This window comes from Chryseobacterium sp., assembly GCF_029240215.1.
Lineage (GTDB): Bacteria > Bacteroidota > Bacteroidia > Flavobacteriales > Weeksellaceae > Chryseobacterium.
In genome coordinates this window covers 140,075-155,867 of the sequence record NZ_JARBTK010000007.1, presented here as the reverse complement: position 1 = coordinate 155,867, position 15,793 = coordinate 140,075, and the positions used below count along the sequence as shown (strand labels likewise).

Below are 15,793 nucleotides of genomic sequence, written 5' to 3'. Positions count from 1 at the left end.
TTTAAATTACTTCATCCCTGTTCTCTCGAAGTTGTAAACAACTCTCACAGTACTTCCGTCAAACGGAACATTCTGTTCTAAAGAAAACTGATCTGTCGTCATATTGATTACATCAAGCGTATAGCCTACTGTATTTTGTTTTGCTTTTGTTCCTTCCTGAATTTTTTTGAACATAAAAGTATTTCCGTCTTTCACTTCAAATTTAATAGGTTGTGTTAATGCAGGACAATTTCCGCCACCGTTCAAAGTATAAGCTCCTGTATAATTATTTGGAATGAATCTCCAGTGACTTCCAACAAAACACTGTGCATCTGCACCTTCATCAAAAGGCTTGATTTTATATTGCTTATCATATTCGATGCTTACAATCTGAAAGTCGCCTTTCATTTTCAGAAATTCTGATCTGTTGCTTTGTGCATCTCCTGCTTTTTTTACTGAGGAACAAGACACCGCAAAAAGTGATGTTCCCAAAATTCCCGCAAGTATTAACTTTTTCATAATTGTATATTTTATTTTTTCAAAGTATATGAAACCAAGTGATCGGAATTGATTATTAACATCCAAATCATACGATTTCATATTGTTGTTTATTATTCTTAAAGTTACTACAAAAAACCGTGCCAAAATACTAAAACAAGTAAATAAAAAAAAGCCCGAAAAATCGGGCTTCATTATTTATGATCAATAAATAGCTGATTATTATTTTCTTACCGCTTTTTTTGCTTTTGCAGGTTTCTTCACATCAGAAGCTTTTCCGTTGTAGAAATTTGTGAAGGCATATTCTGCAGCTTTCTTCACATCGATAACTCCGCCAGACTGAGATTTTTCGCCAAATTCATTTTCTGTGCTTACGTTGCTGGTTTTTACCAATGCCTCAATGATCTGTGCTGGCTTCAGGTTTGGCATATAAGCCAATAAAACAGCTGCTGCACCCGCAACTACAGGAGATGCCATTGATGTTCCCTGAAGGTATCTATACTCATTGTGCGGTACAGTTGAATAAATCTGGTCACCAGGTGCAAAAACATTGACCATTTTCTTATTATAATTTGAGAATCCTGCTCTCAGTGCGCTATTTTGGTTGGTACTTGCACCTACTACCAGAACATTATTCACAAAAGGAGCTTCGTCAGAAACATTCATGAAGTTTGTAGGATAGGCTAGATGTTCTGCAACATCCTCATTCTCGTTTCCTGCAGCTTTTACTAAAAGAACACCTTTATCTTCAGCATATTTGAATGCATCCCAAACCACATTTTTACCCGGAGAAACAGGCTTTCCAAAACTCATATTTAAAACTTTTGCGCCATTATCTACTGCATATCTTATTGCATTAGCAACATCTTTATCTCTTTCATCACCGTTAGGTACAGTTCTCACAGACATAATTTTTGCAACTTTAGAAGCTACACCGTACTGAATTTCTTTTCCTTGAGGAGTTCCTGCAATAATTCCGGCTACGTGAGTTCCGTGCATGGCATCCGGACCTTCATAATGGTTGTTTCCGTAATTTTTCTCAGAATAATCATCATAATTATCTCCTACAATTTCTTTTCTCGGATCATAAGCAATATCATATTGCTTTGAAGACGGACCTACCTCATCAAGAGCCTCTTTCATTTGCTCCTTCATTGATTTTTCAAAATCTTCAGCTGATTTCCCGGCAAATTCCGGGCTTTGAGAAACTTGCTTAAGAACCTGTAATGCCATTGCATCTTTCTGATCGGTCGGAGCTTTAATAGCAGCGATATTTTCAGGAGTTACAGATTTCCCACCTAACATCTTTACCATGTTCGGAATCAACTCGTTGATCATGGTATATGTCTGAAATCCCTGTTTTGCTTCCACGCTTTTTTTAGAATAAAGCTCTTTAGATTTCATATACATTGCAAATTCTTCAGGCATTTTTGCCTGATTTGCTTTGTTTTTTGTAGAATCATCACCTTCGAAAATCGACTTATATTTTGCAACAACTCTGGTAACTTCCATGTTATCAACATCAATATCACCATTTTTTCCACCAATGAAATTCCAACCGTGAACGTCATCAATGTAACCATTTCCGTCGTCATCTTTTCCGTTTCCAGGAACTTCATTTGGGTTTGACCAGATATTTTTAACCAATCCCGGATGATCAACCTGAACACCACTGTCTAAAACTCCAACAATGACAGTTTTAGGTTTAAGACCTTTAGATTCAAGATATTTATAAGCATTTGCGGTATTTACACCATAGACTTTTGAAGTTGTAAAATCTTTGTGATACCAGGTCATCAAATCTTTATCTTCTTTTGGATCAACAGCCGCAACTTTTGATTCTTGTGCGTACGTAAAACTGAAACCTGCTAAAAAGACAGCAGCCAATACTATTTTCTTCATTTTATAAGAATTATTTAATATTTTTAAGATAAGTCACAGATTCTGGTCCTTTGTTACAGATAAGATCAATTATTGACAAATCTTTCAAAAAACCATGTTTATCTGTGAAAGTTTGATAATATTCTTCCATTTCAAATTCAGACGGAGCTTTCGCAGAAAACTGTTCGCGAAAATTAATTTCCGAAGGATTTTTGATGTATTCTTCATTCAAAGACTGTGCCTTTTCTGTTTTCAGAATTTTTTTAATAATATCGATACTTTTAATATTAAAATCTAACAAAAATTTTTCTTTCACATCATAAAGAACTTTAAATTGATCTTCATAATATTCAAAATACGGTGAACTCTGATAAGCAGTTTTTATAGACTTCCAATGAAGTTTCTGCCAATCTTCCCTATAGGACATTTCAATATCTTTCATTTCTCTTTTTCCTGTATGATTGATCGGAATGATGAGTGAAAGCTTTCCGTTTGCCCCGTAAATATTGGTTCTGTTTCTGTACGTCTGCTTAGGGAAACTTTCATACTGCTCAAAAACAACGTCATTTTCAGGATCTAAATACACTGAAAACCATGAAATAGGTGGTAGATAAAATACCGGTAGTAATATATTCTGCATGTTTATTTAATTTTTAGGATAAAAAACTCTTCCCACAATATCTTCTTGATCAGCGAAACCAACGAATCTTGAATCTAAACTTGCGTTACGATTGTCACCAAGAAAAAAAACTTTACCTGGAGGTACAGTGAGCGGACCAAAATTATCTGCGTTCCATTTTTTACCAAATGTTTTGAAAATATAGGGATCGGTTTCTGTAGTGGTATATCTTTCAAAAAAATAGTCTTTGGTAAGATCTTTTTTGCTGAGTTGGGTTATATAATGATTTTCATCGATTGGATAAAAGTCCTCATTTAAAGCACCTTTTCCAATCAAATAATTAGTAAAACCTCTATCGATTTTGTACGCTTGATTGATTTCAAAATTTCCATTGATGAGAGAATCATTTACATATAAATCTCCATTTTTGATTTGAATTCTATCACCTTCCACACCTATAAGACGCTGAGCATAAACACCCGGAAAATGATCCGGATTCTTCTGATTGTAAGCTAAGATTTTATATTTATCATAAGGCAAAATATTACTCATGAATAACCAACCTCCTCTTTTGAGGGTAGGTTCACTTCCTGCTGTAGGTAATAAAGCATATTGCAAAACCCCTGAGAGTTTTGCAATAATTATAAGGGTTACGATAAAGCTTCCGGTAAGGAGAACTTTATTAAATATTTTACTTTTAAACACTAATCTTCTTCAGTTTTTTTCTTTCCGAAAAGTTTAACAAAATACTCCCATCCAAAGAAAAGAATAAGAATCATAGCAGCAATCCACCAATATGAAGTTTTGTTTGCATCGCCTGTATTTGTTGCTTTGAACATTCTATCCCAACGGAATCTCCATCCATCAGCTTGATATGAAGATTGTGAATCTGTAAATGCACCTTCTATACTCATCCAAGTAAACATTGGTTTTCCAACGATATTTGCTTCAGGAACAAAACCAAAGAATCTTGCATCTAAAGAAGCATCTCTGTTGTCTCCAACCATCATATAGTAATCCTGTTGAATTGTATAATTGTTGGTCTCCTTTCCGTTGATGAAAAATTTGCCGTTTTTACTTTCTAAAGTGTTATGCTCGTAGTTTTTGATAATCCACTGATATTCCGGAAGGGTTTCTTTATTAATAGTTACAACATCACCTTTTTTAGGAATTTTGAGTGGTCCGTATTGATCTTGATTCCACCCTCTGTTGAGCGGAAAAATAGAATTGGTAGTATCTATTTTTGTTCTGAATTGATCTTTGTAAGCAATACCTCCTTCACCTTTACTCATAATTTCTTCATGAGAAGAAACTACTTGTGGAAGAGATTTAATTTCTTTAAGTCTCGAATTTGTCAGCTGCATCATATAAATGATATTCGCAGGATTCATCTTGTATTTCGCAGAATTTTCATTAGAAAAAAATCTCTCTTTATCTAATAGTCCGATAGAAATAAATCCTAATCTTTTGTACAGAGCTGGAACATCTATTTCACTACTTGCCTCAATCAAAAATGAATGTTGAACATCCTGATCTCCCAAAACAGTTTCAGCCCTACCATTGACAAATAATCTACCATTACGCATTTCAAAAGTATCACCTGCAACAGCAACGCATCTTTTCACATAAGGATCTGCACGGTCAAGAGAAACATGTACAGAATCTCGTGGATAATTGAAAACTACTATATCGTTTTTTTGAGGTTTGCTAAATTGAAAAATTCTCTCATATGGAAGTTTTACTGCTTCAACATAAGATTTTCCATCATTTTTGGGATTGCCATCTTTTTGAAAATCATAAATAGTTCCTTGTAAAAAAGGAATTGCCAAAGGACGCATTGGTAATCTGTAACCATAGCTCCATTTATTTACAAAAAGGAAATCTCCTACTAAAAGCGTTCTTTCCATCGATCCTGTAGGAATACCAAAAGGCTGCGTGAAAAAAACGTGAATTATCGTAGCAAAAACAACTGCGAAAGTAATAGAACCTACAAAAGTATCTTTCTTTTTTGAGTTTTTTTCTTCTTCTGTTAAATACAAATCATTTTCATCTTCCAACTCAACATCTTTAGAATAATTGACGGTTGCCATATAAATGAAAGGCAAAATAACAGTAAGCAATTGATCTTTAAAAAGAGTTTTGCCAAATTTTTTCATTAAATACAAATGAAAAACCGACATCATAATCGGACCTACGATTGGCAGATACGATAAAATTGCCCACCATTTCGGATGTTTGGTTTCTTTTAAAATAATGAAATAATTGTAGAAAGGTACAAAAGCCAACAACGGACTATACCCCATTTTCTTGAACAGCTTCCAAGTGGAAATCCCCATCAATACTGATAAAATGAGAACATAAACTGTATACGTTAAAAAATAATTCATAAATTTTTGTGCCTAATCTGTAATATAAGTAATGAGCAATGTGTAAAAGGTAATTAATGATTACACAAATTTCTATTATTAGTTTGCAAAGTTGGTGTTTTGTTACAAAACTAAAGTCCCAAAACGTCTTTCATAGTGAAATTTCCTTTTTTATCTTTAATCCATTCTGCTGCTACGACTGCGCCTAACGCAAAACCGTTTCTGTTGAATGCAGTGTGTTTTATTTCTATTTCGTCAACTTCACTTCTGTAAAAAACGCTGTGAGTTCCCGGAACTTCATCCTCACGAATGGCAAAAATACCCAATTGCTTATCCTGAGTTTCCTCAAGTTTCCATGCATCATATTTCGGATTGTTTTTGAAAATTCCTTCTGCCAAAGAAATTGCAGTACCACTTGGAGCATCAAGCTTGTGAATGTGATGAATTTCTTCTAATTGGCAAGAATATTCATCTACACTTTTCATCAGATCAGCTAATTTTTCGTTTAAAGCAAAAAATAAATTTACACCTAAACTAAAGTTTGATCCATATAAAAATGCTGTTTCGTTTTGAACAGCAAGATTTTCAATTTCAGATTTTCTTTCAAGCCAACCTGTCGTTCCGCAGATTACGGGAACTTTATTTTCCAGACAAGCTTTAATATTATCGAAAGCAACTTCAGGAAGAGAAAATTCGATGACAACATCCGGATTATTTAAATTTTCAGCAGTTGGAGTTTCTTTTAATCGGGCAACAACTTCATGACCTCTTTTTGTGGCAATTTCGTCGATTATTTTGCCCATTTTCCCATATCCAACTAATGCTATTTTCATATTAGCTATTTAATTATTATCTAAAAAGTTTTAAAACTTGAAACTTAAACTCAATCCTGTTTTTGGCGGATTGTTTCCGAAATCATCATAAATCACAGCAGGCGCAAACGTAAGATCCGGATCTTTACGACCTTCATACAAATGTGCATCTACTACTGCATCTACAATATTCAAAATATAAATAAGTCCGGTAATTGCAATGGCATAATCTCTCTGTCTTTTTGATCTGTCCTGAGCATTTCCCAATGCTATTTTATCTAAATATGGTCTTTGATCTATGAACTCGTTCGGAGTTCCGTTGAGTTTTGCAATGTAATATTCTCTGTATTTTTTATATTGATTCTGATTCCAGATCGCAATTCCTACTCCTGCTCCTACCGCACCCCAAACAATAGGAATTTTCCAGTATTTTTTGTTATAAAACTGCCCCAATCCCGGTAAAACTGCAGAATACAAACCTGCTTTTGTAGGATTTAGTTTTGTCACAATTACTTTAGCGGGTGCATTTGCTTTTTCAATAGTCTCAACAATAGAAGTTTCAGGGATTTTATTGATCATAGTACTGTCATTAGCAACGGTTTCTACCTTCGTATCACGATTTACGGTATCACGAGGAATGACCTGCGAAAAAACAAACGCAGAAATACAAAGAAAAAATGTGAAAAGTATTTTTTTCATTTATTTAATATGAGATAAAATATATTCCAACTCGTCTTCATTTTTGAAATCGAGTACAATTTTACCTTTTTTCCCGTTTCCGGTAGTTTTGATTTCAACTTTTACATCTAAGATATCAGAAATCGTTTTCTGCGCTCTTTTGTAATTATTAGAAAGTTCAGCCTTCACAGATTTTGCAGCAGGTGATTTTGGATTTTTCAAAGCTGTTGCAGCTTGCTCAGCCTGACGAACATTCAATTTATCTTTAATAATTAAATCAAATAAAATCTGCTGAAGCTCATCATTATCCATACTGATGATTGCTCTTCCGTGTCCTGCAGAAATCTCACCACTTCTGATTGCATTCTGAATATCTGGACTCAGTCTCAACAATCTGATAGAATTGGTAATTGTACTTCTGTCTTTCCCGACTCTCTGGCTTAGATTTTCCTGAGTCATTCCGATCTCGTCTAAAAGTCTCTGATACGTCAACGCAATCTCAATAGAATCAAGATCCTCACGCTGAATATTTTCAACAAGAGCCATCTCCAGCAATTCCTGATCGTTAACCAGACGAATGTAAGCCGGAATAGAAGTTAAACCTGCAATTTTACTCGCTCTGAAACGTCTTTCTCCAGAAATGATCTCAAAGTTTTCGCCGTCTTTTCTAAGAGTAATCGGTTGAATTACTCCAAGATTTTTGATAGATTGAGCAAGTTCGTTTAATGCTTTTTCGTCAAAATAAGTTCTTGGCTGAGTGGGATTAGGATAAATATCTTCAATCGAAACTTCTACGATATTTCCTACAAATTTATCTGCGCCTTCATCAGTGGCAGAGTTTACAGTAGCCTTGGATTCAGCGCTCAGAATTGCACCCAAACCACGTCCCATCGCTCTTTTTTTGTCTTTCATATTGTATTGACTATTGCTATTGCACTTCGACAAGCTCAGTGTGACAGCTTTTAGCTTTTTTTTAATTCTTTACTAAATTTTCGTTTTTCAACAGCACTTCTTCTGCTAACTGAAGATATTGAATAGCTCCTTTACTTTCCGCATCATAATTTAAGATACTTTCTCCAAAACTTGGTGCTTCACTCAATCTTACGTTTCTGCTGATGATTGTTTCAAAAACCATTTCCGGGAAATGGGCATTTACTTCTTCCACAACCTGGTTGGACAGTCTCAATCTGCTGTCGTACATCGTCAGCAACAAACCTTCAATATCCAGATCTTTATTATGAATTTTTTGAACGTTTTTAATGGTATTTAAAAGTTTACCCAATCCTTCCAAAGCAAAATATTCACATTGAATCGGGATGATGACAGAATCGGCTGCGGTAAGCGCATTGACCGTAATCAAACCTAAACTTGGTGCACAGTCAATGATGATATAGTCGTAATCATCTCTTACACTTTGCAATGCTTTTTTAAGCATATATTCACGGTTGTCTTTGTCAACCAATTCAATTTCTGCAGCAACCAGATCAATATGAGAAGGTACAATATCTAAATTGGGAGTTGTCGTTTTTTGAATACAGTTTCTTGTTTCCACACTATGCTCCAATAAATTGTATGTAGAATACTGCACTTCTTCAACTCCTAGACCAGACGTTGCATTAGCCTGCGGATCTGCGTCAATAATTAATATTTTCTTCTCTAATACCCCTAATGCTGCGGCTAAGTTTACAGCGGTAGTAGTTTTTCCTACTCCCCCTTTTTGATTAGCGATACCTATGATTTTTGCCATTGCTTGAACTTTAAGTTTCAAAAATACACTTTTTTCTCTGCTTTTAAGGAGTGGATAAAACGAAAGTTGAGTTAAAATATTGTTAATAAGGATTTTAGACATTAAAAAAATTATCCACAAAAAATAGTATTTTGTGGATAAGTGTCAAGACTTGTTTTTGAATATATTTAATTGTCGAACTTCATTGAGATCGGAAATTTGAAATAACTTCTTACAGCTTCTCCTTTTTTATTTTTCCCAGGAATCCATTTTCCTTTAATTGATTTTATGGTTCTCATTGCTTCAGCATTAAACTCCGTATCTTTACCATCTGCTTTTATTCCTGAAATTGTTCCGTCTTTTTCTACAATGAATGTAACAGTAGTTTTCATCACATCATCTGAAGCGAAACCAGATCCATCAAACTTATTCGTTACTTTAGTTCTGAAAGATTCAATTCCACCTTCGAAGTTTGCAGAAACGCTTAATTCATCCGCACCTTTAATAGAATTATCAGAACCTTGAGGTATTGTAACAGGATCTTTAACTTTTGTTGTCCCTGTTCCTACTGTTGGAATTGGAGGAACATATGTATTCACAGGAGCAGGAATACCCTTTACATTATCCACTAATCCTGCAACAGCATCATCAGGCTTATCAATTTTAGCTGGTTCAACTGCTTCTTTTGTTGGTGTCGGAACAGTACTATCAAATTGTTTAGTATTAGGTGGAGCAACTGGCTGGACTGGTTTTACAGTTTCAACAGGCTTTGGTTTTGCGATATCATCGTTCGGCAGAATATCTACAGGTCTGTAAATAGGTTCATTAGGAACAACTTTTTCAACAGTTTTAAATGCTGAAATAAGCATTGGTGTAAGCGAAACTGCAGCCAATAAACTAACACCTACGAAGAGTGCTTTGGTTAGGATCCTGTCTGATTCATTTCTTAAAACATAAGCACCGTACTGTTTGTTACGGCCTTCGAAGAGGACTTCATTAAAACGGAAATCCTGATTGGTTTGTAGGTGTTTCATCACGATAAAAATTAAAATTGTTAATATATTGTAATTATTAGTTTTCTATATGGTTTGAACTAATCATTGAAACAATATCAAAATATTTGCCAAAAAATTATCAAAACATAATCATTTAAGAAATAATGATGTTAAAATACAAATTTAACTATGTTAGAAATAACATCAATACAGATAGTCAAAAATATCCTTCATTACAAAAACAAAAAAATCCCGCTCAAAAGCAGGATTTATAAAGTATATCGTGAAATTCTTATTAGAATAATTCTTTTCTGATAATGTTCTGACTTCTTTCAGGACCTACAGAAACCAAGTAAACATTGATTCCTAAGTACTTTTCGATAAACTCAATGTATTTTTGAGCAGTATCAGGAAGTTCGTCGTAGCTTCTTACTTTGGTAAGATCTTCTTTCCAACCCGGTAGATCTTGGTAGATCGGCTCGTAGTTGTATAATTTTTCTGTTGAAGAAGTGAAATAATCGATGATTTTTCCGTCTTCAGTTTTGTAATGGGTAACGATTTTCAAGTTTTCAATTCCTGTAAGAACGTCTAATTTAGTGATTACCAAATTATTGATTCCGTTGATCATACAAGCATGTTTCAAAGAAACTAAGTCTAACCAACCTGTTCTTCTTGGTCTTCCTGTTGTAGCTCCGAATTCACCACCAATCTGTCTGATGCTTTCTCCTAACTCATTATCCAGTTCAGAAGGGAAAGGTCCGTTTCCTACTCTTGTACAATATGCTTTTGCAACGCCAATTAAATTTTTAAGCGAAGTTGGCGGAACACCCGCTCCTGTACAAACTCCTCCAGTTGAGGGAGAAGATGAAGTAACGTAAGGATACGTTCCGAAGTCGATATCAAGCATCAACGCCTGAGCTCCTTCAAACAATACGTTTTTACCGTCTCTGATCGCTTCATTCAATTCAACTTCTGTATCAATGATTCTGTGTTGAAGCTGTTTTCCGATCTCTAAAAATTCGTTGTAAATTTCTTCAACGTCTAATGTTGGTTTTCCGTAATATTTTTCGAAAAGTGAGTTTTTAACTTTTAAGTTTTTCTCAATTTTATCTCTTAAAATCTCAGGATTCAAAAGGTCTACCATTCTAATACCGATTCTTGCAATTTTATCTTCATAGCAAGGTCCGATTCCTTTTTTGGTGGTTCCGATCTGAGTTCCTCCGTGTTCTTCTTCACGGTAAGTATCCAAAAGAATGTGGTAAGGCATGATGACATGCGCTCTTCTGCTGATAAAAATATGGTCAGTTCTTAAGCCTTTGCTTTCGATCTGATTCACCTCTTTAATGAAAGATTTAGGATTTACCACCACCCCATTGGCAATGATACACTTCCCTTTACACTGCAAAACTCCTGAAGGAAGAAGGTGCAAAACAAATTTCTCTTCACCCACATAAACCGTGTGACCAGCGTTGTCCCCTCCTTGGAAACGAACAACATAATCAGATTTTGCCGATAAAACATCAGTGATTTTTCCTTTACCTTCATCTCCATACTGAAGACCTACAACTACGTAAGTTGACATATTTTACTTTTATTTTAGATTCGTACAAAATTACTTTTAAAAAATTGGGTGGGCAAATTTGAGGGGAATTTTATTTTGGGTGGGTGGAAATCATGTGGTTGAGAAAGGCAAAATTTAAATATAATTCTGTAAAAGAATTATGTATTTTTGAGTAACACCAAAAAAATCATTAAAAAATGAATGAAGAATATGAATGTAATGGGTTCAAATATTTAATGGACTATTCCTCACCAAAAAGCAATGTGAAAATTTTACACAATAAACAAATACCAGAATATCTTTTTAAGTTCTATTCAATCAATGAATTCAGTATTGATGCTTTAATCAAATCTTATATATATATGCTTCTCACCCTTTCGAGCTAAATGACATTATGGATAGTAGTCCATTTTTATTATATACTTCGAAACCTTTGAGTCTTGATGTTTATGAAAAATTCTTTTCTCATTTTAGATCTAAAGAAGAAATTATTAAAATTTGGGAAAATGATTCTAATAAAGAGAATAAATGCAGAGATTATTTAACTCAAATGTATAGCGTTGCATTTAATTTAATAGGAGTGATTTCGCTAACGGCAAAAGAAAATAATTTACTAATGTGGCCTCATTATGCGCAAGAAAAAGGAATTCAATTAAAACTAAGGACATCCAATCTCATAAACTCTATTACTGAAAATATTGAGAATGAAAAAGGAGAATTTCTGGGTTTAAATCCCATAAATTACTGTCAAAAATTAAACCCTATTGATGTTCATCCTTATAAAACGTTTTTTTTGCCAATATCATATGCTACAAACGTTAAGTCAAACATGTGGGAGTATGAAGATGAATGGAGAATTCTTGTTAGTAAAAATGATATGGGCGTTCCACATAGTAAATCTGGTTTAAACATTATTCCGGATCATATTGGTAATAAAGAAAACCGCAAAATTTCTTATAGTAAAGAAATTGTTGAAGAGATATGTTTAGGTTTTAATTTTATAGTTGCTCGAGATTTTAATATAAAAAGAATTAATGATTTGGAATTTGAAGCACAACCTTTAAAAGGAAAATATAATTACGAAAACTATATCAAGTTATTAACTTATATATCTGATAATTTATCTGATAGATTATTTTACTCTGGAGTCAAATATGAGTTAGATGATGAACAAAAGTTATTTCTAATAAGAACAAAAGAAAAATTAGAGATAAAAAAAATTAATGATGAAACTTTTCATTTTACTAGAACAAACAATATAATTAGATTACTAGAATAATTTTGAATATAGATTAATTATGAAAAATGATAAACAATTGAAAAATTTAAAAATAACCTTACTACTAAAAAAAGGAGAAAATTCAGGTTTTGTAAAAGATTTCGATCGCAAAATCTTCATGAAAAATATTTAATTAAATAGATGTTATCATCCGCAGAAACCTTTCAACAGCTTAGATTCCTACGGAATTACAAACAGTATGTATATTTCTTACTTTAATAGAAGCTTACAACCAGTCTCAAAAAATTCATTCTTTAAAACCACCCCGTCAAAAATTTCTTTGAAATTTTCGCCACCCCTCCAACGGAGGGGGAATTTTTAATGGGTAAATATTTTATCAATTTCTTTTGAGAAACAAGTTTCACAAACCTGACAGACCTCACAAAAAACTTTCGTCAAAATTCCGTAACTTTGCCGCCTACTAAAATTTTATGGAAAGTATACAAGTTCACGACAAAACTTTTGTTCCTTATTTAAAGGATGCCGAAATTCAGGAGATCGTAAAAGCTACCGCTCTGAAAATTTATGAAGATTACAAGGATGAAATTCCTGTTTTCATTGGTGTACTGAATGGTGTGATCATGTTCTTCTCAGACCTTTTGAAGCATTATCCGGGAGAGTGCGAAATTGCTTTTATCCAAATGAGTTCTTACGCAGGAACAGAATCTACAGGAATCGTTTACCAGAAAATGGAATTAACAAAAGATGTAAAAGACCGTCACATCATTCTTGTTGAAGACATCGTAGATACCGGAAATACAGTTGAAAGTCTTTTCAAATATTTTAACGAAACGCAACGTCCTAAATCTGTAAAAATTGCTTCTTTTCTATTGAAACCTGAAGTTTACAAAAAAGATTTCAAGTTAGATTATATCGGAAAAGAAATTCCAAATAAATTTGTTTTGGGTTACGGGCTGGATTATGATGAATTGGGTAGAAACTTACCGAATTTATATCAATTGGCAGACGGACAAATCAACCATTAAAATTGCTATAAGCTTTTAGCTTTTGCACTTCGACACGCTCAGTGTGACAGTTATTAGCTTTAAAAAATTATATCTAAATAAAAAGTAAATATTAACTAAAAAAGCTAACGGCTTAAAGCGTATTGCCTAAAGCATAAAGCGAATCAAAATTATGATAAACATTGTTCTGTTCGGCCCTCCAGGAAGTGGAAAAGGAACTCAAGCTCAGAATCTGATCGAGAAATTTAATTTAAAACAGATCTCAACAGGTGACCTTTTCAGATTCAACATGAAAAATGACACCGAACTTGGAAAACTGGCAAAATCATACATCGATAAAGGAGAATTGGTTCCGGATCAGGTAACGATTGATATGCTGATTGATGAATTGAGAAAGCCGACTGATGCTGCAGGATTTATTTTCGACGGATATCCAAGAACCGCAGTTCAGACAGAAGCTTTGGAAAAAATCGTAAAAGATGAGTTGAATGACGAAATTGATGTTTGTCTTTCATTGATCGTTGAAGATAAAATTTTAGTAGAAAGATTGCTTAAAAGAGGTGAAACAAGTGGAAGAACCGACGACAGCAATGTAGAAATTATTGAAAACAGAATAAAAGAATACTACGCAAAAACAGCAGAAGTTGCCGAACTTTACAAACAACAAGGTAAATATGTAGAGATCAACGGTGTTGGAGAAATCAACGAGATTTCTGAAAAACTTTTCGCTGAAGTAGAAAAAATAAAATAGTTTAAAGTTGTGAGTGATGAGTTATAAATTAATACAATTCATTCTCATAATTCATAACTCATAACTCATAATTATAAGAAATGTCAAATTTTGTAGATTACGTAAAGATTCATTGTAAAAGCGGTCACGGTGGCGCAGGTTCTGCCCATCTTCGACGTGAAAAATATATTCCAAAAGGCGGTCCTGATGGTGGAGACGGTGGTCGTGGCGGTCACGTTATCATGAAGGGAAATTCTCAGGAATGGACTTTACTTCCGCTTCGTTACACACGTCACGTAAAAGCTGAACGTGGTCAGAACGGAGCAAAAAATCAGTTAACAGGTGCATACGGAGAAGATGTTTATATCGAAGTTCCTATCGGGACGATTGCTAAAAATGAAGAAGGCGAAATTGTAGGTGAAATATTGGAAGACGGTCAGGAAATTATCCTGATGGAAGGTGGAAAAGGCGGAAAAGGAAATGAGCACTTCAAATCTTCTACCAACCAGACTCCTCGTTATGCACAGCCGGGAATGGACGGACAGGAAGGTTTTATCGTTTTTGAACTTAAAATCTTAGCCGATGTAGGTTTAGTAGGTTTCCCAAATGCCGGAAAATCAACCTTATTATCTTCAGTTTCTGCAGCCAGACCCAAAATTGCTGATTATGCATTTACTACTTTAACTCCAAACCTCGGAATCGTAGATTACAGAAATTACAAATCTTTTGTAATGGCAGATATTCCGGGAATTATTGAAGGAGCGGCTGAAGGAAAAGGTCTTGGACATCGGTTTTTAAGACATATTGAAAGAAATTCAATCTTATTGTTTTTAATTCCTGCAGATTCTGAAAATCATTATCAGGAGTTTAAAATTTTGGAGAACGAACTGAAAGAATACAATCCGGAGTTGTTGGATAAAGACTTCATTATTTCTGTTTCAAAAGCCGATTTATTGGATGATGAACTGAAAAAAGAAATCGCAGCAGAATTCCCTGAAAACAGAAAACCACTATTTTTCTCCGGAATTACCAGCGAAGGATTGATGGAGCTGAAAGATGCAATCTGGAAGAGACTTCACGGATAGAAAATATCACATAAAAAAATCTAAGGATAAGCATTGTTGTTTATCCTTTTTATTTAAATGAAAAAGAAGATTTGGAACACTTATTGAGAGACTCCAATCAAATTTAAAAACAATGAAATATTTATTAGGTCTATTTGCAGCAGTACTTTTATTCTCATGCAGCACCCAGAAAAGTCAGTCAAAATATTCAACAATAGAATATGAAGCCGGAGCCTGTTTTGGGTTTTGTCCGATTTACAAAATGACCATTCAGGCTGACAGAACTGCTGTTTTGGAAGCTGAACATTTTAATTTTTCAAAAGGAACTTCAAAGGACGAATTTTCTAAGCCGAGAGAAGGTACTTTCACAACAACCATCAAAGAAGCAGATTACAATAAACTTGTTGCTTTGTTGGACGGTTTAGATGTAAAAAATCTTCAGGATAAATACGGAAGCAGAAATATAAGTGATCTTCCGACTTCTTATTTAAGAATAAAATTCGCAGACGGAACCTCAAAAAACACAGAAGATTACGGTAAAAGAGGATCTGAAAAATTAATGAAAGTATATCAGTTTTTTGAAGATTTAAAGCAAAATCAGCAGTGGACAAAAGTGAAATAATCAATTTCAATTAATTTA

General features: G+C 34.0%; 16 protein-coding genes. 5 read left to right on the top strand and 11 right to left on the bottom strand.

Going from position 1 to position 15,793, the window contains the following annotated elements; genetic code table 11:
• Positions 1–6: 6 nt before the first annotated feature.
• The 11 genes from K0R77_RS14185 to K0R77_RS14135 all read right to left on the bottom strand — a co-directional run bounded on the left by K0R77_RS14185 (position 7) and on the right by K0R77_RS14135 (position 11,136).
• Positions 7–498 (bottom strand): lipocalin family protein, encoded by a 492-nt coding sequence (locus tag K0R77_RS14185; protein ID WP_300353656.1) that lies wholly within the window; start codon positions 496–498, stop codon positions 7–9.
• Positions 499–699: 201 nt separating this feature from the next.
• Positions 700–2,379 carry a S8 family serine peptidase gene (locus tag K0R77_RS14180; protein WP_300353654.1) on the bottom strand — a complete coding sequence of 560 codons (1,680 nt, stop codon included), beginning with the start codon at positions 2,377–2,379 and terminating at the stop codon, positions 700–702.
• A gap of 10 nt (positions 2,380–2,389) precedes the next feature.
• Positions 2,390–2,998 carry a WbqC family protein gene (locus K0R77_RS14175; protein WP_300353652.1) on the bottom strand — a complete coding sequence of 203 codons (609 nt, stop codon included), beginning with the start codon at positions 2,996–2,998 and terminating at the stop codon, positions 2,390–2,392.
• Between the two features lie 6 nt (positions 2,999–3,004).
• A complete protein-coding gene (gene lepB / locus K0R77_RS14170; RefSeq protein WP_300353650.1) occupies positions 3,005–3,682 on the bottom strand; it encodes a signal peptidase I in 678 nt (225 codons plus the stop codon).
• Positions 3,682–5,364: a signal peptidase I gene (gene lepB, locus K0R77_RS14165; RefSeq protein WP_300353648.1), complete on the bottom strand. Its 1,683-nt coding sequence runs from the start codon at positions 5,362–5,364 to the stop codon at positions 3,682–3,684. Before lepB (K0R77_RS14165) ends, lepB (K0R77_RS14170) begins: the two co-directional genes overlap by 1 nt.
• A 110-nt stretch (positions 5,365–5,474) precedes the next feature.
• On the bottom strand, positions 5,475–6,176 hold the full coding sequence (dapB, locus tag K0R77_RS14160; RefSeq protein WP_300353646.1) for a 4-hydroxy-tetrahydrodipicolinate reductase: 702 nt from the start codon (positions 6,174–6,176) through the stop codon (positions 5,475–5,477).
• Positions 6,177–6,206: 30 nt separating this feature from the next.
• Positions 6,207–6,854 (bottom strand): DUF5683 domain-containing protein, encoded by a 648-nt coding sequence (locus tag K0R77_RS14155; RefSeq protein ID WP_300353644.1) that lies wholly within the window; start codon positions 6,852–6,854, stop codon positions 6,207–6,209.
• Positions 6,855–7,745, bottom strand: coding sequence for a ParB/RepB/Spo0J family partition protein (locus tag K0R77_RS14150; RefSeq protein ID WP_300353642.1), 891 nt, complete (start codon positions 7,743–7,745; stop codon positions 6,855–6,857).
• 61 nt (positions 7,746–7,806) lie between these two features.
• The gene (locus tag K0R77_RS14145; RefSeq protein WP_300353640.1) at positions 7,807–8,580 is read right to left on the bottom strand and encodes a ParA family protein; all 774 of its coding nucleotides are present in this window, start codon (positions 8,578–8,580) and stop codon (positions 7,807–7,809) included.
• Between the two features lie 167 nt (positions 8,581–8,747).
• Positions 8,748–9,593 (bottom strand): energy transducer TonB, encoded by an 846-nt coding sequence (locus tag K0R77_RS14140; protein WP_300353638.1) that lies wholly within the window; start codon positions 9,591–9,593, stop codon positions 8,748–8,750.
• 256 nt (positions 9,594–9,849) lie between these two features.
• On the bottom strand, positions 9,850–11,136 hold the full coding sequence (locus K0R77_RS14135) for an adenylosuccinate synthase (RefSeq protein WP_300353636.1): 1,287 nt from the start codon (positions 11,134–11,136) through the stop codon (positions 9,850–9,852).
• A 373-nt stretch (positions 11,137–11,509) separates the two neighbouring features.
• On the opposite strand from K0R77_RS14135, the gene K0R77_RS14130 reads away from it, so the two are divergent.
• From K0R77_RS14130 to K0R77_RS14110, 5 genes are all read left to right on the top strand, one after another.
• On the top strand, positions 11,510–12,394 hold the full coding sequence (locus K0R77_RS14130) for a DUF2971 domain-containing protein (RefSeq protein ID WP_300353634.1): 885 nt from the start codon (positions 11,510–11,512) through the stop codon (positions 12,392–12,394).
• A gap of 431 nt (positions 12,395–12,825) precedes the next feature.
• The gene (gene hpt / locus K0R77_RS14125) at positions 12,826–13,380 is read left to right on the top strand and encodes a hypoxanthine phosphoribosyltransferase (protein ID WP_300353632.1); all 555 of its coding nucleotides are present in this window, start codon (positions 12,826–12,828) and stop codon (positions 13,378–13,380) included.
• Between the two features lie 151 nt (positions 13,381–13,531).
• Positions 13,532–14,110, top strand: coding sequence for an adenylate kinase (locus tag K0R77_RS14120; protein WP_300353630.1), 579 nt, complete (start codon positions 13,532–13,534; stop codon positions 14,108–14,110).
• Between the two features lie 80 nt (positions 14,111–14,190).
• Positions 14,191–15,174: a GTPase ObgE gene (obgE, locus tag K0R77_RS14115; RefSeq protein WP_300353628.1), complete on the top strand. Its 984-nt coding sequence runs from the start codon at positions 14,191–14,193 to the stop codon at positions 15,172–15,174.
• 112 nt (positions 15,175–15,286) lie between these two features.
• Positions 15,287–15,775, top strand: coding sequence for a DUF6438 domain-containing protein (locus K0R77_RS14110; protein WP_300353626.1), 489 nt, complete (start codon positions 15,287–15,289; stop codon positions 15,773–15,775).
• Positions 15,776–15,793 lie beyond the last annotated feature (18 nt).